At 48.8% G+C, this 23710-nt stretch carries 19 protein-coding genes; 11 read left to right on the top strand and 8 right to left on the bottom strand.

Annotation, left to right across the window (positions count from 1 at the left end):
- Positions 1-10: 10 nt before the first annotated feature.
- The 4 genes from I2H39_RS21245 (at position 11) to I2H39_RS29690 (ending at position 3482) form a co-directional block, all read left to right on the top strand.
- Positions 11-1279, top strand: a complete 1269-nt coding sequence (locus I2H39_RS21245) for an MFS transporter (RefSeq protein WP_195627465.1) — start codon at positions 11-13, stop codon at positions 1277-1279.
- Between the two features lie 27 nt (positions 1280-1306).
- The gene (locus tag I2H39_RS21240; RefSeq protein ID WP_195627464.1) at positions 1307-2104 is read left to right on the top strand and encodes a DUF3100 domain-containing protein; all 798 of its coding nucleotides are present in this window, start codon (positions 1307-1309) and stop codon (positions 2102-2104) included.
- A 4-nt stretch (positions 2105-2108) separates the two neighbouring features.
- Entirely contained in the window at positions 2109-2573 is a 465-nt protein-coding gene (locus tag I2H39_RS21235) for a hypothetical protein (RefSeq protein ID WP_195627463.1), read from the top strand.
- 105 nt (positions 2574-2678) lie between these two features.
- Positions 2679-3482 (top strand): MATE family efflux transporter, encoded by an 804-nt coding sequence (locus I2H39_RS29690; protein WP_347708600.1) that lies wholly within the window; start codon positions 2679-2681, stop codon positions 3480-3482.
- Here the strand turns inward: I2H39_RS29690 and I2H39_RS21225 are convergent.
- A complete protein-coding gene (locus tag I2H39_RS21225) occupies positions 3406-4473 on the bottom strand; it encodes an AraC family transcriptional regulator (RefSeq protein ID WP_195627461.1) in 1068 nt (355 codons plus the stop codon). The genes I2H39_RS29690 and I2H39_RS21225 overlap by 77 nt on opposite strands.
- Before the next feature lie 137 nt (positions 4474-4610).
- Here I2H39_RS21225 and I2H39_RS21220 point away from each other — a divergent pair, with 137 nt between their 5' ends.
- Entirely contained in the window at positions 4611-5966 is a 1356-nt protein-coding gene (locus tag I2H39_RS21220) for an MFS transporter (protein ID WP_138309106.1), read from the top strand.
- A gap of 12 nt (positions 5967-5978) precedes the next feature.
- A complete protein-coding gene (locus tag I2H39_RS21215; RefSeq protein ID WP_195627460.1) occupies positions 5979-7616 on the top strand; it encodes a sugar hydrolase in 1638 nt (545 codons plus the stop codon).
- 157 nt (positions 7617-7773) lie between these two features.
- Here the strand turns inward: I2H39_RS21215 and I2H39_RS21210 are convergent, their stop codons facing one another.
- Both I2H39_RS21210 and I2H39_RS21205 read right to left on the bottom strand, forming a co-directional pair.
- Positions 7774-8064, bottom strand: a complete 291-nt coding sequence (locus I2H39_RS21210) for a hypothetical protein (RefSeq protein WP_195627459.1) — start codon at positions 8062-8064, stop codon at positions 7774-7776.
- A gap of 86 nt (positions 8065-8150) precedes the next feature.
- Positions 8151-11246 carry a PAS domain-containing hybrid sensor histidine kinase/response regulator gene (locus I2H39_RS21205; protein ID WP_195627458.1) on the bottom strand — a complete coding sequence of 1032 codons (3096 nt, stop codon included), beginning with the start codon at positions 11244-11246 and terminating at the stop codon, positions 8151-8153.
- A 184-nt stretch (positions 11247-11430) separates the two neighbouring features.
- Here I2H39_RS21205 and I2H39_RS21200 point away from each other — a divergent pair, with 184 nt between their 5' ends.
- Positions 11431-12873, top strand: a complete 1443-nt coding sequence (locus I2H39_RS21200; protein ID WP_138309103.1) for a GntR family transcriptional regulator — start codon at positions 11431-11433, stop codon at positions 12871-12873.
- A 206-nt stretch (positions 12874-13079) separates the two neighbouring features.
- Positions 13080-15797: a response regulator gene (locus I2H39_RS21195; RefSeq protein WP_240305593.1), complete on the top strand. Its 2718-nt coding sequence runs from the start codon at positions 13080-13082 to the stop codon at positions 15795-15797.
- Between the two features lie 132 nt (positions 15798-15929).
- On the opposite strand, the gene I2H39_RS21190 is transcribed toward I2H39_RS21195, so the two are convergent.
- The 5 genes from I2H39_RS21190 to I2H39_RS21170 form a co-directional block, all read right to left on the bottom strand.
- Entirely contained in the window at positions 15930-17156 is a 1227-nt protein-coding gene (locus I2H39_RS21190; protein WP_138309101.1) for an alpha/beta hydrolase, read from the bottom strand.
- 493 nt (positions 17157-17649) lie between these two features.
- Positions 17650-17952 (bottom strand): hypothetical protein, encoded by a 303-nt coding sequence (locus tag I2H39_RS21185; RefSeq protein WP_138309100.1) that lies wholly within the window; start codon positions 17950-17952, stop codon positions 17650-17652.
- Positions 17928-18473, bottom strand: coding sequence for a GGDEF domain-containing protein (locus tag I2H39_RS21180; RefSeq protein ID WP_195627456.1), 546 nt, complete (start codon positions 18471-18473; stop codon positions 17928-17930). The genes I2H39_RS21185 and I2H39_RS21180 overlap by 25 nt, the downstream gene beginning before the upstream one ends.
- Before the next feature lie 54 nt (positions 18474-18527).
- Complete coding sequence (locus tag I2H39_RS21175) at positions 18528-18929, bottom strand: response regulator (protein WP_195627455.1); 402 nt, start codon at positions 18927-18929, stop codon at positions 18528-18530.
- A 102-nt stretch (positions 18930-19031) separates the two neighbouring features.
- Positions 19032-20213 (bottom strand): histidine kinase dimerization/phospho-acceptor domain-containing protein, encoded by a 1182-nt coding sequence (locus I2H39_RS21170; protein ID WP_195627454.1) that lies wholly within the window; start codon positions 20211-20213, stop codon positions 19032-19034.
- A 377-nt stretch (positions 20214-20590) separates the two neighbouring features.
- On the opposite strand from I2H39_RS21170, the gene I2H39_RS21165 reads away from it, so the two are divergent.
- The 3 genes from I2H39_RS21165 to I2H39_RS21155 are packed head-to-tail and all read left to right on the top strand — an operon-like array spanning position 20591 to position 23462.
- Positions 20591-21352 (top strand): ATP-binding cassette domain-containing protein, encoded by a 762-nt coding sequence (locus I2H39_RS21165; RefSeq protein WP_195627453.1) that lies wholly within the window; start codon positions 20591-20593, stop codon positions 21350-21352.
- Positions 21330-22286: an ABC transporter permease gene (locus tag I2H39_RS21160; protein WP_195627452.1), complete on the top strand. Its 957-nt coding sequence runs from the start codon at positions 21330-21332 to the stop codon at positions 22284-22286. Before I2H39_RS21165 ends, I2H39_RS21160 begins: the two co-directional genes overlap by 23 nt.
- Before the next feature lie 45 nt (positions 22287-22331).
- Entirely contained in the window at positions 22332-23462 is a 1131-nt protein-coding gene (locus I2H39_RS21155; protein WP_138309094.1) for a substrate-binding domain-containing protein, read from the top strand.
- Positions 23463-23710 lie beyond the last annotated feature (248 nt).

Below are 23710 nucleotides of genomic sequence, written 5' to 3'. Positions count from 1 at the left end.
GTGAATATACATGGAAACTCCATCCTTAAAAAAGAATCTGCCGCTCTTAATCACACTGACATTATCCGGTTCCTTTATCTGTTCCCTGCCCTGGTTCCGTTCATACTACTATAATCCCTTTATGGAAACCTTCGGCATGACCAATACCCAGATGGGCCTGTGCGGTACGGCATTGGGCGTGGGCGGAATCGCCGCGTATCTGTTCGGCGGAATCATCTGCGACTACATATCCATCAAAAAACTGATTCCCGCAGCAATGATATCAACGGGCGCCCTGGGACTTTTGATGCTGACCATTCCTTCTCCCATCATTATGGTAATCATTCACGGATTGTTTGCCATCACCTGCCTGATGCTCTTTTTCCCGGCCCAGACAAAGGCTGTGCGCAATCTTGCGTCTGTCAATGAGCAGGGTAAGGCCTTTGGCATCTTTGAAGGCGGCCGCGGAATCTCAAACGCCGTCTATCTGGCAATCGCAGCCCTGATTTTCGGTCAGATGACAATTTTAAAAAACCAATCCTTCGGTGTGCGCGGAATCATTCTGTTCTATTCAACCATGACCATTCTCCTGGGTGTGATTGATATTTTCCTGCTAAGAGGCATTGACGACGGCAAAAAGAGCGACAGCAGCGATGTGGTAAACCTAAAAATGCTGACAAAACCCCTTAAAATGCCTGCTGTCTGGCTGATGATTGGCATCATTTTCTCAACACTCACCATCAGCACAGGCTACTACTATATTTCTCCCTATGTAACCGAGGTGTTTGGCGTAAGCGCTCTTCTCGGCGCTGTTCTCTCCTCCTCCTCACAATATATCCGGCCCATTGCTTCCTTTGGGGCAGGCGTACTGGGCGACAGGATTAACAATTCCAAGGTCATGCTCACCGGACAGATTGGACTGGCTGCGGCGCTGGTTATTATCCTGGCATCCCCCTCCTCTCTGGGTGTCCTCCCCATTCTGGTTGCCTGCCTGATGATTTTCTTCTGCATGTATATGTGCGTGACCATGCATTTTGCCATTATGGACGAGGAATATTTCCCGCCGGAATGCGTGGGTACCGCCATCGGCCTGATTTGTGCCATTGGCTATCTGCCGGAGGCCACATCGCCGTTTGTGGCAGGTGTCATCCTGGATTGCTTTCCAGGCGCAGCTGGCTACCGCCTGTTCTTTGTCTACCTCTTTGCCGTCACAATCTTCGGGCTGGTGCTCACGGTTATCTGGCTGCGCAGAACCAAGGCCAGACGGGCGGAGATACTGGAAAAACTCAAAAACAGGTAAACCTGCATAGAGAGGGGGGAACTGACTATGCAAAAGAAATTGTCCGAAATGCCCGAGAAATACGCTTCATTTTTCCTGTGTGTTGTCCTGTGCTGCCTGGCAGCAGAACTGATTGGTCCCATTAAGGTTTCTCTGGGGAAGTTCACCGTCACCTTTCTGCCCCTTTTATACGCCATGCTCTTCATGCTGGTTCTGTACCTGGCCAAACCGGTTCACGGTGTGGGAAAGGCCTATGTTCCGGCTGCTTCCAGAATGCTGTCCATGGGTGTTGTATTTGCCATGGCAAAGCTGGGGATTTCCAGCGGCGCTTCCATCCGGGAGATGATTTCCGCCAGTCCTATCCTGATTATGCAAAACATCGGCAACATCGGAACCGTGCTTTTTGCCCTGCCCATTGCCCTGGTGCTGGGCATGAAGCGGGAAGCGGTGGGGATGAGCTATGCGCTCAGCCGCGAACCCAATGTTGCGCTGATTGCCGATATGTACGGCAGTGAGTCCGATGAATTCAAGGGCGTTATGGTCTGTTATATTGTGGGCACCGTATTCGGCAGCATTTTTATGAGTGTTATTCCTCCTATTTTTGTTGCACTGGGAATCTTCCGCCCGGAAGCAGCTGCCATGGCAGTGGGGGCAGGAAGCTCCTCCATGATGGCTGCGGGGCTGGCAGGCGTCATAGAGGCTGCTCCCGGCAGTAATCCTGACACACTGACAGCCTTTGCAACCATCAGCAATGTGATTTCATCCGCCATCACTGTTTACCTTGGGATTTTTATTACGATTCCGCTGAGCAACATGATTTATAAGGTCATGAAAAGAAAGGGGTAAGATTATGAACGAGACAGAATCCTATGGAAGCCTTTGTGCAGAATGGGGAATATCACTGGCAGTCATGGTTTTTCTGACCATGGCATGTAACATAGCGGGATACGGCGGACATTTTCTGGACTCCATTCCCGGCATGCTAATTCTGTGCGCAATCAGCTTCCTTGGCCTGACAGCAAAGCACTTTATCCCCGGCAGCCTGCCGGCCGTAACCTATATCGGTATCATCGGCATGTTGGCAGCCGTTCCCGCCTCCCCCCTATCAGCGCCCGTTATCTATTGGACCGGTAAAATTGATTTAATGGCATCCATCACCCCCATCCTTGCCTTTGCAGGTGTGCTTCTCGGCAAGGACTGGAAAGCATTTCTGTCCATTGGCTGGAAAGGCGTCCTGGTTTCGCTGCTTGTAATCTTCGGAACGTTCTTTACATCGGGCCTGATTGCACAGCTGATGGGAGCCGGAGCCCTATGATTCAGCCTTGACAGCGTCCCTGCTCCATGATACGCTGTTACAAAATTCAACGCTGTTGATATCCTATAAACGGGTGAGCACCTACCGTATGCGAGTCTATTTCGCATACGGTTTTTTGATTTTGGGGGAACAGGCATAGTTATGGCAGTACTTGGTTTTGCTCTTGCCGGCTCCATACTGGACCTGGTAAATACTCCGGCGGATATGTATTCATTTTCAAGGGATTACCTGCGGATTATTCTTATCGGTATTCCATTCCTGGCCGTATATAATACATATTTCTCCGTACTCAGGGCCACCGGCGACAGCAGGGCCCCTTTTTACTCCGTATTAATATCCTCAGCCGCCAATGTGTTCCTGGATATTCTGTTTGTGGCAGTGCTGCGTTACGGCGTGGCCGGAGCCGCTGCCGCAACTGTGATTTCCCAGATATCAATGACTGTTTTCATTATTTTTTACAGTATGAAACACTATCCTCAGTTAAGATTTTCAGCCAGAAATAAAATAGTACATTGGGATATCGTAAGGCGGGGAAACAGGTTCGGCTTTCCGCCGGCCATCCAGTCCGGCATTACCTCCTTTGGCAACATTGTACTGCAAAACTTCATGAATGGATTCGGCACACACACCGTGGCTGCCATCTCCGTATTCCTGTCAATCATCATGACGTTCTTTGGCGGCAGGCTGGTTGCAATGTTCGGCATAGACCAGGAGGCCATCGGAATAAGCTTCTCCTTTTTCAGAAGCATTGCTGTGTTCTATATTTTTTACGGTATTGCTACCGCCTTCCGCGGAACAGTTGAAGGAACCGGCGATGTAATGTATTCAAGCATCATCGGCATATCCCATCAGATGATTCCCCATTCCCCTTCCGGTACTGTCCCGGCGGCATATGGTACAGCTTCTTAAACAGCCTGTTAAAATGCTCCACATGTTCAAACCCCACCCGTCTGCTTATCTCCGCTATACTGATATTTGTATTGTTCAAAAGAATGGCAGCCTTCTGGAAACGGATTTCCTGGACAATCTGCGTAAATGATTTGCCTGTATATTCCTTTATGATTTTGGAGCAATAGGGCTGGGAAAAGTGGAACTGGGCCGCAGTCTCCCCAAGGGTCACATTCTGATAGTTGTCTTCAATATAACTTAGGATTCTCATGCTCTCCTGCGTGGCCCTGCGCATCCTGCTGGGCAGCCGGATACGTTCTTCATACCCCTGAAGCATTTTGGCAAACAGAATCATCAGCTGATTATTGAGTATCTTTTCATAGTACCGTTTCTTTCCCAGATATTCCAGAAACATTGACAGAACATATTCCTTCAGCACCATGTCACCCCTGGCCGGGATAATCAGGTAGGGATTATGGACTCCTGAGTACAGGGACTGGTTAAAGAAGGTGGCTATCATATTTGTGTCCCTCAGCATATTAAAAAATATGTCCTCAAAGGTACTCCGCCTTACCAGTATGTTTACCAGCAGGCTGTCATCAAACACCCCGACGCTGTGAATGGTATCCGGCGCCAGAAGACAGAAGTCCCCCTCCTCCATCTCAATCCTGTCTTTTCCTATATCCTGGCTGCAGCTCCCCTTCACCACATAGGCCAGCTCAAAGAATATATGGCGGTGCCGGAAGGGGGGCGTGAAACGGTTGTGCTTACTGATTACAATATGGTTCTTATCCTCCGCATCAAAGTAGGCTTCATCTTTCATATCATAAGGCATCCAGCCCCCTGATACCTCCGGCACAATCAGACGGCGGCGTATAACCTCATTAAAATCCAGACTTTCTAAAAATTCCTCCAGCATCCACTTATTCTGTTTCACATTGTAATACTGCTGATAAAACCGTTCATCCTCGTTAAATTCCATCAGCTGGCTTTCTAATTCTCCGGTTGTCATGGTCTTTACCTCCCATCTCTGCTATGATTGTAGCAGACAGGTTATAAAACATCAATTTATTTGATTATGAAACTCAATCGTTTTTTATCATCTTATCCCTTACAATGATAACATCAAATACAAGGAGGGGTTATTGAATGAAACAGGATTCAACCATGAGATATGTGAAACAGCAGATATGGAAACAGAGAATAGGTTATGGGGTCTCTGACTTTGCATGCAACCTGATTTGGCAGATGATTTCCCTTTACCTCTTATATTTTTATACGGATGTCATGTCACTCAGCGCAAAGTCCATTGCCTTCATGTTTGTGGTCACCCGTTTTATAGACGGAGGCACGGATTTGCTCATCGGTTACTGCATTGACCACACCAATACACGCTGGGGAAAATCCAGGCCCTATTTTCTCTTTGGCGCCATACCCTTTGCACTGTTTGCCGTCCTTGCCTTCAGTGTGCCGGATATTTCCCAAAGCGGCAAGCTCATCTATGCCTATGTGACTTATATTGGCCTGTCCTTCACCTACACGGTGGTGAACATCCCCATGGCCTCCATCCTGCCAAGCCTGACAGCCGATACCCAGGAACGGACCGCCCTGTCCACCACCCGCAAGTTTTTCGCCTTCCTGGGCTCCACTGTGGTCAGCTCCACGGCCTTAAAACTGGTGGATTCCCTGGGTAAGGGCAGCGAAGCACTGGGATTCCGTATTGTAATGATAATCTTTGGTTTCATCGGATGCCTGCTGTTCTTCTTTACCTTTGCCAATGTAAAGGAAAGGGTAACCACAACAGCCGGCAGCGTTACCCTGAAGGAAAGCCTTGTATCCCTGAAAAAGAACAAGCCCTGGCTTATCTTTGCCCTCAACATCCTCTTCATGTGGACCGGCTTTTTCCTTCAGACCAGCGCAATCGTATACTATTACACAGCTGTCATAGGCAGCAAGGAACTGTCTGTCACCATTGCCACCATCATGTCCATCGTTCCCATGGCAGCCAATTTCCTGGTTCCTGCACTGGCCAGGCGGATGGGTAAGCGCAACCTGTATGTGGGCAGCGCAGCCATCCAGCTGGCCGGGCTGGCTGTCATCCTGTTTGCAGGCATGAACCATATGGCCATACTGGCAGGAGCCGGTGTAACTGCTCTTGGATACGGCATGAAGGAGAGCATCTATTTCTCCATGCAGGCAGACCCTGTGGACTATGGCGAATGGAAAACAGGGGTCAACACAGCCGGTTCCCTGTCCGCCATCAACGGCTTTTTGGGAAAGGTTGCCCAAGCAATAGCCGGAGGCATCAGCGGCGCCCTTCTGGCATGGGGCGCTTACCAGGGCGGCGCATCCGCACAGAGTTCCAATGCGGTGCTGGCAATTAAATCCATGTACCTGTACATCCCTATGCTTCTTCTTGTATGCTCCATCGTCACTATGCTGTTTTACAACCTGGATAAAATCTATCCTGAAATTAAGGCTGAACTGGATTCCAGAAATGAATAAGGAGATGCGGCAATGACACAGATTACAAACCATATAGAAAACTTTCAAATGAATATCAATGAGGACTTTGTAAAAAAGGCACAGGAGCTGGAACCAAAGCTCCGCCGAAAAACAGTCCGTCCCGTCCGGCTCATCTCATTTGAGCCGTCAGCCTCCGAAGCCCGGACGGACGGCCAGGAACTCCCGCCTAACGGGACGTGCCAGGACTTTGACTGGATTCCCTGCCGCCCAAAGCCAGTGGAGGCGCTGGATACCATGCCTCTGTCAAAGGGCGGTTCCGTGTGCCTGGATTTCGGCACCCACCACGTGGGATATATATCCTTCTGCCTTCTGCCCACCGGCAGTCCCCCTGATGCTCCGGCCCATATACGGATTAAATTAGGGGAAATGCCCTGTGAAATCATGGAGGACACCGCATCCTACCAGGGCTCCCTCAGCAGCAGCTGGATTCAGGAAGAATTTCTTCACATTGACGAGCTGCCGGCCAGAATCTCCCTTCCCAGACGGTATGCCTTCCGTTATATGGAACTGAAGGTCCTGGACACCTCCCCCAAATACCAGGTGCTGGTAAGTGATGTGTCCTGCAAAACCGTGACCTCCGCAGATATGTCCCAGGTAGCTCCCCTAAATGAAACTGTGCCGGAAGACCTGAAACGGATTGACGCCATAGCCCTTAAGACCATGGAGGACTGCATGCAGTCCGTGTTTGAGGACGGCCCCAAACGTGACCGGCGCCTTTGGATTGGAGACCTGAGACTCCAGGCACTGACCAATTATGAGACATTTGGGAATTATGATTTGGTTAAACGGTGTCTGTACCTGTTTGCCGGACTTACCCAAAATGATTATCACGTAGGCGCCTGCCTGTTCCTGCGGCCAGCCCTGATGGTAGATGACACCTCCCTCTTTGACTATGGCCTGTTTTTTATCTCCTGTCTTTATGACTACTATCAGGCCACCGGCGACCGGGAAACCCTGGTTCAGTTATGGCCCACCGCTTACCGCCAGGCCGAACTTGCAGTGAAGCGCCTGGACAGCCGGGGAGTGGTAAAAGACAGTGATGACTGGTGGTGTTTCCTGGACTGGAATGACAGCCTGAACAAACAGGCCGGCGCCCAGGGCGTCCTGATTTACACCATGAAGCAGGCTCTCTGTTTAGCCAGGCTTATGTGCAGCGGGGAATCCGGGACAGGGGACGTCAGTCAGCTGGAGCGCTGGACTAAGACAGCTGTCCGGGGAGCCCTGGAATACCTGTGGGACAGTGAATCCGGCTTTTTCTTAAGCGGCCCGGACCGCCAGATATCCTGGGCATCCCAGATATGGCTGGTCCTGGCGGATGTGCTGGACCGGAAGGAGAACCGCAGACTGCTGGAGCATCTGATTGAAACAGACCCGCCCGTGGGCATGGTCACCCCCTATATGTACCACCATTTTATAGAGGCTCTGATACAAAATGACATGAAGGACACCGCGCTCCGCTGCATCCGTTTCTACTGGGGGCAGATGGCGGACCTGGGCGCTGACTGTTTCTGGGAGCTTTTTAATCCCAGGGACAGGTACGCCTCTCCTTATGGCTCCAGAATCATTAACAGCTATTGTCATGCATGGAGCTGCACACCGTCTTATTTTATACGGAAATATTTTAACTGAGTTACTCAGAACACGGATGGTTAACGGCGGGCTCGAAGGAATACACCCTGCAAAGGACTTCACCTCAAGCCCGTCTTTGTTGTCAGAGAGATATTCCGGTGTAAAATGCATATGGTTCCCCGGTGCAAACTGCCGCACCGCGTCCAATCTCTGCCAATCATACGGTAATGATTTCCATGTTCCTCAAAATAATAATAGCATCCATCATTCCCGCCCAGTATGCAAGCGATGTTTTCTCCATATTAATTCCATCCCTCTCTGCCAGCAGTTTATCAATCATTGTCTTCATATCCGGATTCAATTCCAATGTGTCATATTCCAGTTCCATGGAGTGGACTGCTTTTAACATTTTTCTGTACTCTTCATCTTCATTGAGCAGGCCTTCAAAGGTTCGTTCCATTCGTTTATCTGCTATTATTTTAAGCACATCCAACAATTCGTCCTTCATATCATTTTCCTTTCTCCATTCATATCCCTTTAAGCCACAGCATAAACATGGTTCCCGCCTCTTGTCCGCTCCATGCCCAATGCTCATCACAATACTTTACCCAAAGCGGCCCGCAGCATATCCATATCAATGGGCTTTGCCACATGGGCATTCATGCCTGCCTCCAATGCAGCCTGAACATCCTCCGCAAAGGCATTGGCTGTCATGGCAATGATTGGAATTTTCCTGGCATCCTCACGGTTCAGGCTGCGGATTCTGCGGGTTGCTTCATATCCGTTCATGACAGGCATCTGGATATCCATAAGTATGACATCGTAGGTCCCTGGTTCTGCTGCCCTGAATTCCTCCACTGCCCTGACTCCGTTTTCCCTGCGTTCAGAAGATGCTCCTTTCATCTGCAGGAGCTCGCAAAGAATTTCCGCATTGATTTCATTATCCTCGGCAACCAGAAAACAGCGCCCCTTAAATATATCTGTGACTTTCGAATCACAGGTTTCTCCCTGGTCCGCATGCACAGTTAAAGACAGCTCTGCTTCCTCAAACTCCAGCTCTGCCATGAATCTGCTTCCCTGATTGACTCTGCTCTCTACTGTGATTCTTCCCCCCATTAAATCAACCAGCCTTTTTGCAATACTTAGCCCCAGGCCGGTTCCCTCTATGCGCTCCGCCCCCTGTTCCCGGGTGAACGGTTCAAAAATATGCTTCAGGAATTCTTCCCTCATCCCAATCCCCGTATCCTGTACAATAAAACGGTACCGGATATCCATGGGCATGTTTTCCGGTGCAATTTCCTCCACCCGGAAGTCTACCCTGCCGCCGGCAGGTGTGAACTTAATTGCATTGCTCAACAGGTTAATCAGAATCTGGTTAATTCTCAGCGAATCACCGTAAAATGCGGTATGGGTAACCTGCTCCGCATATATGGACAACTGAACCCCCTGTTCCTTTGCCTGGGGAGCCAGAATTGCATTCAGCTGGTCCACAATATCGGGAAGCAGCAGCTTCATATGACTTAATGATATTCTTGACTGCTCAATCCGGCTCATATCCAAAACATCATTTACCAGGCTTAATAAATGTCTGCTGGAAACAGTAATCTTCTGCAGACAGTCTTCCAGCCGGGCCCGGTCGTCCATATGGGCAAAAGCCAGGGTGGTCATGCCCGCAATGGCGTTCATGGGCGTACGTATATCATGGCTCATGGCGGATAAAAAATCGCTTTTTGCCTGGTTGGCCTTTTCCGCATTGGCCAGCGCGTTTTCCAGCTCTTTCTTTACCCTGCGCTCCGCTGCTATCATGTCCGTGACATCGGCCCTGACCACACAGACCGTATCATGATTCCGGTTTCCCCAAATCATGCTGAACTGTTTATACCGGAGACCGTTTTCACATCGGCAGGCAGCAACAAAATCATAACCTGACGGTTCCTGCTCCAGCCGGGCAAGAATGGACTCTATCTGAAACTGATTCTGCACCTCTAAAGCGGATTCCGACGCAATATCATAATCCGTAAACATTCCCACGGCTTCTCTGTAATTCTCTATTGTATCCGGGGGAAGATTTTCCAGCACCATCTTTCTGGTGTACATGGTGACGGTCCCGCTGCCGGTATCCAGCAGTCCCATAAGCTCAAAGGTATATGCCATCATATGCAGCAGCCCCTGCTGTTCCCGGACAGAGTCCGTGATATCCGTACATACCATACAATAGCGCTCCATCAAAGGTTCAACAGAGGCAATGGTCATGTTTTTAATACGGATATCCCCATGGTTTGCCGTGGAAAAGGTAATGGTATAGGGACCCTTTTTTAATCTTCTGCGCATTTCATCTGCTTCCAGCGCATGCAGGAATGATTTGCTGTCCTTTGGCAGCACAACGGAACCCGCCATCTCCGCGGCCTGCCCGGAATGGCGGCCATAAAGGGCCGGGATGTAGGTCGCTTCTTTATTATAAGCCAGTATCCGGTAGGAGTCCTGGCGAAGGTCCACATCTGCCACAAAGTCATGGCTGGTGACCGACAGCTGATGGAAAATCCGCTCAGATATGGTTTCTTCCGTTATGTCGGTAACCGTAAGGATTCCAATGACTTCGCCTGCTTCGGGTCCTGTCAGAAGATTCACCTTGAACTGGACAAAACGTCCGTACCGTTCCTCCGGAAGACGGATGTAGCAGCTCATGGCCTGTTCCATTTTATTCTGGGCATATGCCTCCAGCAAAGGTTCATTCATATACATTTCCATGAATGCTGTCCGGCTCTCTTTATCCGTTATCATCCCGGCAAGCCCCTGGAAAAATGTCTCCCTGTGCGTCCCGAACCGTTTCACCAGTCCGGAATTTGTGGAGTCCCGCATTTCCACCACCTGATTCCGTGAAATATTGCTGTGACCGAGAATCAGTTCATTGGCACCTGTTTTATGATAATGCTCCAGAAGCTGCTCCTCATACCGGCGCTGCAGCTGTTCCTGTTCCTCAATTGTCTTGGTAATATCTGTATACACTATATAAATCCTGCGGATACTTCCATTTGGCGGCAGCATGGACAGCGTACTGCTGGTCCAGAGATAACTCCCATCTTTCCGCTGCATACGGGCAACCAATTCACACGGTCCTTTTCCGTTCTTTAAAAATTCCTGAAACTTATTCCGGTTCTTTTCCACATCATCCGGATGAATCCCGGCAAAGATATCCCCGCCATACAGGCGTCCTGCTTCCTCCACGGTCCGCTGGGTCATCGCCGCAAAGCCCGCAGAGATGAATTCCGTTTTCATGGTTCCGTCTGAATAATAGGCCGCCATGATAATCCCTCCGGGAAATTCCTGTTCCAACAGTATTTGTTTGCTGATATCGGAAATATATTCAATATGGGCCGGACGGCCGGCCCAGTCAATATCCTTCCCAACGCAGCGGTAAGTATGGCCGTTCTTGGGATTGAAAACTTCCCGTAACGCGGATTTCTCCTTTCCAACTGTTCCGGCCGGACATCCGGGACAGGGACAGTCACGCCCGAATGCCTGATAACAGGTCATTCGTCCGTACCTGCATGCCGGGGATGTCCTGAAACCCGCAGCTTTATTTGCATACAGAAGCTCCCGGTTGTCCAGGGCACTGATAATAATGGCGGCCGGTGAATAATCCAGGACAGACTCTAACTGTTCCATGGATATCAATGTATCTTTTGTCATTGCTGGAATCTCCTCTCACGCCCTTTCGGCTGAATTCCTGCAGATTTTACACCTTTTCTATGCTCACATACATAATAATATGCTCAGTATAACAAATTCCGCTGTGAATAGCAACGTTTTACAAGTAACGGCAATCATGTTATACTGGTTACGATATATTAACCAGCAAAAATGAGGTGAATTCGTGAAAAATGATATGGAGCGGTGTCATGTGGTATATGACGTTCTGAAGACGCATATCCAATTTGGCACCTATCGCTTTGGCGACGTTCTCCCTACAATGGAAAACAACACGGAAAACTTCCTTGTATCACTGGATACCATCCGCAGCGCTTATCTCCAGTTAGAACGGGAAGGATATGTTACCCTGTCCCAGAATGTGGGGTCCAGGGTCATAAAAGCTTACAGCCAGAAAGAAATAGAACAGAATGTCCAGCTTTTCTTCTCCCTTAGAAAGAGTGCATTGATTGATTTAAGCAAATCCTTAAATCCGCTTTTTACCAATGCCCAGTGGATTAGCCTGAAAAATGCCCCTGGGGAAATTTACACCAATATGATGGAACTCAGGAAAAGCCACGGCCTGCAGCCTTTGATTGCCTTTAACCATATGATGCAGGCCTATGACTCCCTGGGCAATGACCTTTTTACCCGGCTTCTCTGGCAGGTCTATATGTTTTTTGAGGCCCCCTTTTTATGTGTGCCGGACAATCCCTGGTGTGATTTTGCCCTCAATGAATTTTCGCCCCGGTCCCTGGACTATTGCCTTAAGCAGGACTGGGATTCTCTCCGGGAGTTAATCTGCCTGGCCCAGGATTCCCTTTCTGTGTCCCTCTGCCGGTTTTATAAGGAGCGGATTACGCTGACATCCCGGGAAGAGATTCCTTTTACATGGAGTTCCTATAAAAAGGCGTCACAGATATGCTATTCCCTTGCCATGGATTTACTGATTGATATCAGCCTTGGCCGTTATCCGGTCAACACACTGCTGCCCTCTCTGAACAAGCTGTCCAGGGAACGGAATGTATCCGTAAGCACAGTCCGCCGCACACTTTCCCTGCTCAATGGGGTCGGCGCTGTCCAGTCGGTCAAGCGGATTGGAACCAGGGTCCTTCCATTTCATGAAACTGCGGAGAACTGCGATTTTACCAACCCTGTGGTCCGCAAACGTCTCTTAGATATGGCCCAGAGCCTGCAGATATTAACACTGTCCTGCAAGGCGGTTTCTGAGATTACAATATCGTCCTTGGATGAGGACGGTATCCGCAGGAGCATAGCGCTGCTGGCCACTCTGGAAACGCGCAACATGTATCAGCCTATTTCCTATGATGTTCTGGACCTGCTGAGGCAGTTTGCCCCCTACCAGGCCATCCGCACCATCTACGGGGAACTCTTAAAGCAGCTCTTCTGGGGATATGGCCTGCACAGTATCTGGAACGAATATCATAACAAGACGGATTTTTATATTCTGTGTTATGATACCTTTCTGCAGGCACTGAAAGAAAAGGATTCCGTCCGGTTTTCCCAGGAACTGGAAAAGCTCATGGTCCACGAATTTCGTTTAATCATCTCCAAGCTGGTCCAGCTGGGTATTGCCGAGGCAGAAGGACTTCTTATTCCCGGCCTTTAGAAGCGTAAATAGGCCCATCTCCTGTTTCTGTTGCTGTTGCTATTTTTAAATTCTTTTGTTATACTTATGGAAATTCAATAATTATGTATGTGAACAAAGAATTGCGGTTATACAGAATGGGTGATGAAGGTATGAATATCAACAAAAGAAACAAACAGGACAAGTCCGGTTCATGGCAGGCAGCAGGAAGAGAATGTCCCGCTGGAATGGATTTATTAAAGGCGGGGGTTATCTGCTGTCTGCTGGATGACTCTTTCACACTTTTGTGGGGAAATTCCGGCTTCTTCCGTCTTACAGGATATACAAGGGAACATTTTTATCATCTATTTCCAAACCTTAGGGAGTTTTTTTCCCAGTTTCCTGATGATTTCGCGGCAATCCGCCATGAAACTGCCCAGGCAGTGAACGCAGGGAGCTCTGATATTGATATTACCATCCGGCTGCCCAGGCAGTCAGATGGTTTTTTCTGGGTGCGTCTTCTGGGTACCATAACCGCTGATTCAGTGGAGGGAGGCCCTGTGCTTCAAATGGAATTTGCCAATATCAGCGCTCTTACCGCTGAAAAGGAAGAGATGAACCGGCTCTTTCAACAGCAGCACCATTGTTTCCGGTCTGTGCTCGATACATACGAAGGCAATGCCTATGTCTGCGATATCAGCACCTATGAGCTTTTGTACCTGAATCAGACCTCCTGCCAGGTGCTGGGCATGCCTGCATGGAAAGCAGTGGGAAGAAAATGTTATGAGATAATCCAGGGCCGGACCTCCCCCTGTCCCTTCTGCACCAACGACAAACTGTGTACCGAGGAATTCTATAACTGGGAATTCCATAATCCCACCCTGGGACGGACATTTTTAATCCGGGACCTGGAGGTCAGCTGGGAGGGGCACCGGGCGCGCCTGGAGCTCTCCCATGATACATTCAGCGCTGAGTACAGGCTGGCAAAAAAGGACCAGGAGCGGGACGCGCTCATAAGCAGTGTTCACGGCGGATTCGCGCGGGTGGATGCAAGAGATATGAGAACCGTGCTCTGGTATGGAGGCGGCTTCCTGAGTCTGATTGGCTATACAAAAAATGAATTTGAACAGGAGCTGCATTCCCAGTGCACCTATGTGCATCCGGATGATATTGTACAGATAACCAATATCATGGAGCAGTCAAGGACAACCGGCAGGCCCACGGCAGCAGAAGGGCGCGTGGTCACTTACCATGGGGATATCAAAATCCTGGCGCTGTCCTTCAGCTTTGTCAGCGCCCAGGACAGCTGGGACGGAGTACCCTCTTATTACAGCGTGGGCCTTGATGTGACCAGGGAGCGCATGGAACAGGTGCGGCAGAAACAGGTGCTGGAGGATGCCTGCAAGACAGCCCAGATAGCCAACGACGCCAAAACCAACTTTCTTTCCTCCATGTCCCATGATATCCGCACGCCGATGAACGCTATCATAGGAATGTCGGTCATTGCTCAGGCCAACCTGAATTCCCCGGATAAAATACAGGATTGCCTTGCAAAAATCAACACGGCCAGCCGCCATCTGCTGAACCTCATAAACGAGGTTCTGGATATGTCCAAAATTGAAAGCGGGAAGATTGACTTGATATCCGAGGAGGTTTTCCTCCCGGATCTGATTGAAGACGTAATGGATGTATTCCGCCCCCTGGTGGAGGAAAAGCATCAGACACTGCGTGTAAACGCCAACCGGGTCCGCCATGAAAAGGTTATTACGGACAGAGGACGGCTGCAGCAGGTGCTTGTAAATCTGCTTTCCAACGCCACCAAATATACGCCTGACGGCGGAATTATCGGTCTGCGGATTCAGGAAATCCCGTGTTTTGCAAAGGGTAAGGGGCAGTATTCTTTCGTGGTAACCGACTCCGGAATTGGGATGCAAGAGGACTTCATCCCACATGTCTTCGAACCCTTTTCCCGGGCAGATGACGCCAGAATCAATAATATCCAGGGCACCGGCCTTGGCATGGCAATCACCCAGAACATTGTACGTATGATGAACGGCACCATTGAGGTGAAAAGTACGCCTGGAAAAGGCAGCCAGTTTGTGGTGGCCGTTACCTTTGATTTATGCAGGGAGACAGAGGCGGATTACACAGAGCTGGCCGGACTTCCGGTTCTGGTTGCGGACGACGACCGGATTATATGTGAAAGCGTTACTGAAATCCTGAACGAACTGGGAATGCAGTGCAGCTGGGTGCTGTCCGGCCGGGAAGCCGTGGACCGTGTAGCTGCTGCCCACGAAGCGGCGGAAGACTTTTTTGCGGTGATTCTGGACTGGATTATGCCCGATATGGACGGCCTGGAGACATTAAAGCTAATCCGAAAAACAGTGGGCATGGATACCCCTATTATCATTGTCTCCGCCTATGATTTTTCTGAAATTGAAGATAAGTTCCGGTCAGCGGGAGCAGATGCCTTTATCACAAAGCCTCTGTTTAAATCAAAAATGGTGCAGACCTTCCACAAATTCCGCAGAAGCGGCCGTTCTGACTCCTGGGACGCCCTGGGAGGAAAACCAAATAATGCTTTAAACGGTAAAAAGCTGCTGCTGGCAGAGGATAATGAACTCAACCGGGAAATCGCAGTGGAACTTCTTGAAACCTATGGACTTCTCATTGATACAGCGGAAAACGGCTTAATCGCAGTCAATAAATTTGAAGCCTCGGCTCCCGGGGAATACGCCTGTATTCTGATGGATATCCAGATGCCTCTGATGGACGGATATAAAGCAACCAAAACAATCCGCGGCCTGGAACGCGGGGACGCCCATACCATTCCCATCCTGGCCCTGACAGCCAATGCATTTGCATCCGATATAGGAAAAGCCCACAGTGCGGGTATGAACGACCACATTGCAAAGCCTATTGATATCGGGATACTGATGGAAACCCTGGAACGGTGGATTAGGTAGATAATGCTGCAGCCCGGAACACGATGTGTTGTTCCGGGCCGTGTTGCTTTTGGAGGTAAGGCTGAACCTAAATCCATTCCCGCCGGTATCCGGGATTGGAGCCCCAAACAGGAACCCCGCCCTGCAGGCTGCTTACTGAAAAGCCTCCGCAAAGAAACGCTCCAGCTTGTCGAAAGGAATCTTGTCCATCTGGTCATACAGGTCTGTGTGGGTTGCATCCGGGATAATCATTAACTCTTTATTACTGCCCTGAAGAAGTTTATATGCGTCCTGGCTGTACATTAAGGAATGCGCTTTTTCTCCATGCACAAGCAGAACTGCGCTTCGGATTTCAGGAGCGTATTCAAACAGCCGCATATTCATCAGGGAACCACCGGCAGTGGCGGCCCAGCCATTGTTTGAATTGACTGAACGGGGATGGTAACCGCGGTCGGTCTTATAATAGGCAACATAGTCTTTAACATACTGCGGGGCATCTGCCGGCGCTTCTTCCGGCAGGCCGCCGCCCAGCGCATATGCTCCGTTCTTATAATCCTCTGTTCTCTGCTGATTGTACGCAGCGCGCGCTTGGTATCTTCCATCTTCATCAATGGAATCAAAATATCCAAGGGCCGTATTCCGGCTCATATCGTACATGGTCATAGCTGCGGCTGCCTTGACCCTGGTATCCAGAGCCGCTGTCTGAAGTGCCATTCCGCCCCAGCCGCAGATACCTATCACGCCAATCTGCTCAGGGTTGACATTCTCCTGTACGGAAAGGAAATCAATGGCAGCCTGGTAATCTTCCACATTGATATCCGGTGAATTAAAGTACCTGGGATATCCGCTGCTTTCACCTGTAAAGGACGGGTCAAAGGCAATGGCCAGGAAACCTCTCCTCGCCATCTCCTGTGCATAAAGACCGGAGCTCTGCTCCTTGACCGCGCCGAACGGACCGCAGACAGCAATTGCAGGGAGACTGCCCGTATACTCCTTGGGCTCATACAAATCAGCCGCCAATGTATTGCCGAAATGGTTGACAAAGGTGACCTTCCTGTGATTCACCTCATGGCTGAGCGGAAAAACCTTATCCCACTGGTCTGTCAGCTCAATGTTTTCCACCCGGATGGATGTATCCTCCATTGCTGCGTAATTGACAGCTCCGGAGGCTCCATCCCCGGCTGCGGCACCTCCGGCTGCGGCGCCTCCGACGCCTCCATCCCCGGTGGCTCCGGTACTCTCTGTCTCAGCAGTGCCGGCGCCCTCCGCCTGGGTCTTTCCCTCTTCGCTCCGGGCTGCGGTCTGTGCAGAGCATCCTGTGCCCGTAAATACGGTGAGCATTAATGCTCCGGCCATGATTCTTTTTAGATTTTTTCTCATTGTATCATCCTTCCTTTCATCTGTTCAATATGCTGACGTATATAAGCAATGGGGCAGGTATCATTGATGGAACCTTTGATAACTTTATTTTAATCTTAAACTGTATTTATATCAAATACTTAGATTAAATGGATTCATATGCCCTAAAAGCATATCAGAATGTTTTATCCAACCATCCAACCTATCCGACCATAACTCCAATAAGCTGCAGCAAAAAAACACCCGGCAATTGTAAAATTGCCGGGCAGCGAACAGCCTATATTTGATTTTAATTCACCGCTGTATTTGCAGCAGGCGACACCAGGGCCACCGGCGCCATGAAAACCCTGAAAGACCAGGGGAGCTGCGTGTATCTGAGGACTGTGCCGTGGTTGGCTTTGACGATATTGACCCTTATGCTTTATGGGTACCGGCATTGATTCTTAGACCTAACCGCTGCAAATGGCATCTATACGCCCATGGTTTTTTATAGCGCCATGACGGCCATGAATGGTTATGGACGTCCGGGTGCCGTCTGCTGCAGCGGATAAAAGCTGAAGAACAGCCTGACATCTGGCCGGTCCTGCACCAGATTATGGAATTTATTCCGAATCCGTGCAGATATCATTTCCATATGGTTCCTTCCGGCGCCTGGTGTCATGACAAGGAACTGGCAGCTGGTATAGTGCGTATAAATGTCATTAAATCGCAGGGATGAGCAGATGCTTTCCTTTAGCTGCCGGACCAGAAAATCGCGTTCATCCAGACTCACAAAAGAGCCGATTGTATCTGTCAGTGAAATAAGGATGAGTTCCACCTGAATGCCTGTCCGTGCCAGACCTCACTCTTGCCATAACGCAGCGCAAGGTCCGCGCGGCTGTAAAGAGTCTGGAATGTATCGCCTTTGCGGAACTGCTCCACACCGAACGTCACCTTTAAATGATTGCCAATTCCAATCTCCCTTCCAACCTGAATTGCACGGGAATACAGGCTTTCCGCCTTGCTTACCACCATCTCCTTCCGGCATGCATCCTGTATAAATACGGCAAACTCGTCACCGCCCATACGTCCGATTAAATCCTTTTTTAAAAAATGATACCCTATTACACGGGCCAGCTCCTGAAGGACCTTATCGCCGGTCAGATGGCCATATACTTCATTGATATGCTTAAAGTGGTTGATATCCATAATCATAAAGATACCGGCATGATTGACCCGGACTGCCTCACCCACCTTTGCCGCCATGGTTCCCCTGTTGTAAAGTCCTGTAAGCGAATCCTGGTATGTAAGCATTGTTGGACGTTTATTCTCTGCCTGTAACTGTTCTGTTTTTTTCATTTTTCTTATCCCCAATATCCATATTTGCGAAAACCCACAGCGTCTCTCTGGATTTTATCCAAGCTTTTGCATGAGCTTGTCTACATCAATGGGCTTTGCAATAAATCCGTTCATCCCGCTTTCCAGGTCCTTGACCTGGTCATCTTTAAATGTGTTGGCCGTGCAGGCATAGATAATGACTGTTTTCGCATCTGACCGGTTCATTGCGCGAATGACTTTCGTTGCCTCGTATCCATTTAGTACAGGCATCTGTACATCCATCAGAATGATACCAAACTCATGGAGGGAGGATGCCTCAAATATATCCACCGCCTGACCGCCGTCATTTGCACGGACTGCTGAAAAACCCGCGTTTTTTAATATCTCCAGCAGAATCTCGGCATTTAATTCGTTATCCTCAGCAACCAGGATTTTCACTAGTTCTCTTTCCGGCGCTGTGTCCTGAACAATATCCACAGCCTCCGGTACGGCATAATTCTTCCTGTTAGTGTCCTGTACCCCATCCGCAATCTCTGCTGGCAGCCGGAACGTAAAGCAGCTTCCTATTCCCAGTTTACTCTAAACCGATAACGTTCCGTCCATCTGCTTTGCCAGCAGAAAGCTGATTGCCATTCCAAGTCCGGTCCCATGTGTTCCCCGTGAGACATTATTATGTTCCTGACTGAACGAATCAAATATTATCTTTTGAAATTCCTCACTCATACCGCAGCCGGTATCTTCGATTTCATAGACAGTAATGACTCTGCTGCTTTCCTCCCGAACCTGAAATACCCGCATGGTAATACTGCCGTCCTTTTGTGTGAATTTAACAGCATTTCCAAGAATATTCATCAGTATTTGTTCAATCCGGGTCTCGTCTCCGATAATATCAGACCATAGGATTTCTGTCTCAATTTTCCCCGCCTGCAGTTTTGACATATCTAAAATATCATTAACAAGGGAAAGCAGATACTTTGCAGTTGAATCAGACTTGGTGAGATATTCCTCCAGCTTCTCAGGGTTTTGGTTATTCTCCTGCATCAGATGATTGAGCCCAATAATACCGTTAAGCGGAGTGCGTATTTCATGGCTCATACTTGACAGAAAATCGCCACGGGATTTTGCCTCTGCTTTTGCCGTCCTGGAAACAACGGATATACGGATAATGACGAGCATCATCAGACACAGGACAACGACAACAACCCCAAGCATTATGCCTGTCATTACCACAAACTGCTGTGTCTGTTCACTGAACACGTCCTGCGGCACGGTTAGTACAATGCTCCATGTGGTTTCAGGCATATTTATAAATGATACGACCTGGTCAACTTGATTATTGTAATCAATGTGTTCAATGAATGCCTCGCCCTGTGTCAGACGGTTAATAATATCATTGATTTCGTTTTCCGACAAAGCCGTATTTATCCGGAGCTGGTCAAAGTAATTATCTGCTTTTCCGATGCCTGCACTGCGCTCCCGGCTGACAACATAATTCCCGTCAATATCAATAATTCCAACATACCCCCGGCCGCCAAAGCTGTCTACCTTAAGGCGTTTTTCAATCATATCAATCTGTGAAATGCCGACAATTCCTATAAACTCAATATTCCCCGCCTTAAATGGGCTGTACCTGACGCCATAAACCAGGTTTTCCCTGGCCGCCTCCGGAATTTCCCAACTGTCATAGCGCATTACATATTTTTGCCGGTTGGAGAACATCGGAAGAATATACCCTTTTATCACTGCTGTCCTGTACACCATAGACACTTGAGCTTGTTAAATTGGGGATACCAGGGGCATCTGTTTTTTCTTATAATACAGAGCTGGAATAACACCTTGTATGTAAACCAACTGTCTTTGAAATTTCATTTCTCTGTTCCGGCGGCAATACTATAACAGAAAAATCCAATTTAGGGCGGCCTTGTCCTGCGGTTTGATGCCAGCGGGATTGTGGCCGCCTTATTTCCTGAAATCCTGTTGCGGCAGGACAGTCCCTCCGGATTTCCACATCATAAAGAAATGTCTGATTGATAGATATTAACAATACATATATTTCTTTTTATAGAAAATTCCAATCAAAAAGAGTGGAATATGATGGTAGAATAGGGATAGATTTTCTACAGATTGGAGTTCCTGCATTGAATAAACCAGTGATTCAGATGGAGGGTATTATAAAACAGTTCGGTTCCATCACAGCTCTTGATAATATGAAATTTCAAGCCTACGGCGGAGAGATTACAGCCATTGTGGGCGACAATGGATCAGGAAAAAGTACGCTGATTCAGCTCCTCACCGGATGCCTGAAGCCAGACCAGGGAATAATCCGGATTAAAGAGCGTGTTTTTCACTCTCTCACTGTAAAGGAGGCCATGAATCAGGGAATTACAGCCGTTTATCAGAATCTGGCCCTTGACAACTGCAAGGACTGCGCCGGTAATCTCTTTCTTGGGCGTGAGCTTCTGCATTTCGGTTTTTTTCTTGATTACAGAGCCATGTACCGGGAAACAGAAAAGCTATTGAGACAGCTCCATATCCATATTCCTGATATACGCCAGCCGGTAGAAAAAATGTCCGGCGGGCAGCGTCAGGCTGTTGCCATTGCAAGGGCCGTTTACCAGAATGGCGAGATTATGATTTTTGATGAACCTACATCGGCGATGGGAATGAAGGAAACGGAACGAATTATGAATCTGTTCCGCTATTTAAAGGAACAGGGAAAAACCATTATCCTGATTAGCCATAACCTGTTTCAGGTCTTTGACATTTCCGACCGAATCTGCGTGATTAAAAACGGCAGACAGATAGCTTCCTTCCTGACTAGGGACAGCACTCCAAAACAGCTGTACCAGACAATTATTGAAAGGGAAGAACAAACGGATGATGAAGAAATGGATGAGTAAGTACTCACAGCAGCTGTTTCTGTTGGCTGTACTGTTTATCATCTTTACAGTCTTAGCAGGAAAAAGCGAATACTTCTTTACATGGAAAAATATAAGAAATATACTGGAAGCCGCCAGCTACCGTATGGTTCTGGCAGTGGGTATGACCTTTGTCATTGCCTCAGGAGTAATGGATTTGTCTGCCGGCTCTATTGTGTCTCTCTGCGGTGTGCTGACCGCCCTGTCTCTCCATGGGGGAATGGGAATTTGGCTGGCTGTTTTTACAGGTATTGCAGCGGGAGGCTTGATGGGGGCTCTAAACGGAGTTCTCATTCACTATACGGGAATCAACTTTTTCGTGCTCACCCTTGCCTCCAGCGGAATGCTTCGGGGAATTTCCCTGATGATTACCGACGGAAAACCTATTACCAAGTTCGGAAAGGAATTCATGCAGCTGGGAATCGGCCGCATCGGAGGATTCCAGCTGCCGCTGCTTTTCGCCCTGGCACTCATTCTTCTGGCCTTTCCCCTGATGTTTCATGTAAAATGGGGAAATTACATACGGGCCCTGGGCGGAAACGAAGCTGCACTGAAGCGGTCAGGAGTGCAAACCGGCTTCTACCGCATTTCTGTTCACATGCTGTTGGGAATTACAGCTGCTGCTGCAGCAGTCATCATCACAGCCCGTCTGAATTCTGCCGAGCCAAACGCCGGCATGAACATGGAGCTGGACGCCATCACAGCAGTGATTATGGGCGGCACACCTATCCGCGGAGGAAACGCAAGTATTGCAGGAACGGTCTTGGCGGTGCTGATACTGGGAAGTATCAGAAACGGGCTGACACTTTTAAGCGTGTCCTCTGATTTCCAGCAATGGATTACAGGCTTTCTTTTGCTGGCGTCTGTACTGATTTCAGAAATTAGAGTCTGGAATATTAAGACTTTAATAAAATAATAACTATTTATTATTAAAATCACTAAGGTTTAGGAGGGTATTATTATGAGAAAATTTTTTGCAGGCTTATTGGCAGCTGGGTGTATTGCAGCGGTATTGACCGGATGCAGCGGTTCAGACAGCGCAACGGAAACTTCTGCTCAGGAAACAACTGCAGCAGCTGAGACGCAGACAGAAACAGAGCCTGTTAAGGAGACGGAAACCGCGGAAGAGACAGAATCCGCTGACAAAGCGGACCAGCTGTTGTCGGATGTAGAAAAGAGGATGAACGAAGCTCTGGGAGAGCTCCCCAAAAGCGGTCAGGGTGAAAAGATAGGAGTCCTTATCAGCTCTACTTCCAATGAGTTCTGGGGAACCATGAAGACACGCTACGAAGAAGCGGCAGAGGAACTAGGTATTGAGGTGACAGTATTTGAAGCAGATGCCGAGGATGACACCCAGGGCCAGTTAGACGCGCTAAACACTATGGTTACGATGGATTTTGACGCCATTATCCTGTCCCCTATTGATGGAACAAATCTGATTCCAGGCATTGTAGCTGCCAACAATGCAGAGATTCCTGTCATTAATTTGGGACCTGGCGTTGATACTGAGGCTTTGGCTGACGCCGGCGGCCATCTGGACGGAAAAATCACTGTAAACTTTGAGGAGCAGGGCAGTACTGTGGCCAATGACATGATATCCAGAATGGAGGACGGCGGAGAGGTTGCCATTCTCGCGGGACTGGAGGGAGCAGGGCAGAGCGTAGGAAGAACAAACGGAGCCAAAACTGTTTTTGAGAACACAGAAGGCATAGAGTTGGTGGCTACGCAGGCCTGCGACTGGGATACGGCAAAAGCTTACGAGGCCACCAAGGACATTCTCACAGCACATCCGGATTTAAAGGGCATCTTTTCCTGCAATGACAATATGGCGTTAGCAGCTGTCCAGGCTCTTCAGGAAATGGGCAATGAGAATGTTATGGTATACGGCGTGGACTACACTACTAACGCAAAAGCAGCCATTGAGGATGGAACCATGATGGGGAGCATGACTTACTCCAGTGCTATTTACACAAAGGCAGCTGAGGAGATGGCTATGCTGATTGTTCAGGGAAAAACCTTTGATGAGCCGGTTTACCTGCCTCTGACACTTGTTACCCAGGACAATGTCGGTGATTTTGAGGGTTGGAAATAAAAAACGAAACATAAGTCCGGGGGCATATCTGCAAGAAAACCTAAATCGGAATAAGGATTTTCTTGCAGATATTTTATTTAATGTACCACGTTCACAGGCTGCCCCGCCACAAAAGCCTTCAGGTTGCTAACCGCGAGTGTATGAAAATTTTTCTGTAAATAGGTATTAGCCAAAGGTCTTCTATGATAAAATAAAAAATCATAGGAGGCCTTTTATTATGGCAAGAGAAAAGAAACCGGTACACCAGG

This window comes from Clostridium sp. 1001283B150225_161107_B6 (assembly GCF_015556325.1).
In the GTDB taxonomy this organism is placed as follows: Bacteria; Bacillota; Clostridia; order Lachnospirales; family Lachnospiraceae; genus Enterocloster.
Note: the sequence above shows the minus strand (reverse complement) of the source record. Positions and strands in the feature narration are given on the sequence as shown.

Coding starts and splice junctions, on each gene's coding strand:
- I2H39_RS21160 (WP_195627452.1), top strand. CDS start 21,330: ATGATGAAGAAATGGATGAGTAAGTACTCACAGCAGCTGTTTCTGTTG.
- I2H39_RS21235 (WP_195627463.1), top strand. CDS start 2,109: ATGAACGAGACAGAATCCTATGGAAGCCTTTGTGCAGAATGGGGAATA.
- I2H39_RS21205 (WP_195627458.1), bottom strand. CDS start 11,246: ATGACAAAAGATACATTGATATCCATGGAACAGTTAGAGTCTGTCCTG.
- I2H39_RS21225 (WP_195627461.1), bottom strand. CDS start 4,473: ATGACAACCGGAGAATTAGAAAGCCAGCTGATGGAATTTAACGAGGAT.
- I2H39_RS21195 (WP_240305593.1), top strand. CDS start 13,080: ATGGATTTATTAAAGGCGGGGGTTATCTGCTGTCTGCTGGATGACTCT.
- I2H39_RS21245 (WP_195627465.1), top strand. CDS start 11: ATGGAAACTCCATCCTTAAAAAAGAATCTGCCGCTCTTAATCACACTG.
- I2H39_RS21170 (WP_195627454.1), bottom strand. CDS start 20,213: ATGGTGTACAGGACAGCAGTGATAAAAGGGTATATTCTTCCGATGTTC.
- I2H39_RS21220 (WP_138309106.1), top strand. CDS start 4,611: ATGAAACAGGATTCAACCATGAGATATGTGAAACAGCAGATATGGAAA.
- I2H39_RS21190 (WP_138309101.1), bottom strand. CDS start 17,156: ATGAGAAAAAATCTAAAAAGAATCATGGCCGGAGCATTAATGCTCACC.
- I2H39_RS21215 (WP_195627460.1), top strand. CDS start 5,979: ATGACACAGATTACAAACCATATAGAAAACTTTCAAATGAATATCAAT.
- I2H39_RS21155 (WP_138309094.1), top strand. CDS start 22,332: ATGAGAAAATTTTTTGCAGGCTTATTGGCAGCTGGGTGTATTGCAGCG.
- I2H39_RS21180 (WP_195627456.1), bottom strand. CDS start 18,473: ATGAAAAAAACAGAACAGTTACAGGCAGAGAATAAACGTCCAACAATG.
- I2H39_RS21210 (WP_195627459.1), bottom strand. CDS start 8,064: ATGAAGGACGAATTGTTGGATGTGCTTAAAATAATAGCAGATAAACGA.
- I2H39_RS21240 (WP_195627464.1), top strand. CDS start 1,307: ATGCAAAAGAAATTGTCCGAAATGCCCGAGAAATACGCTTCATTTTTC.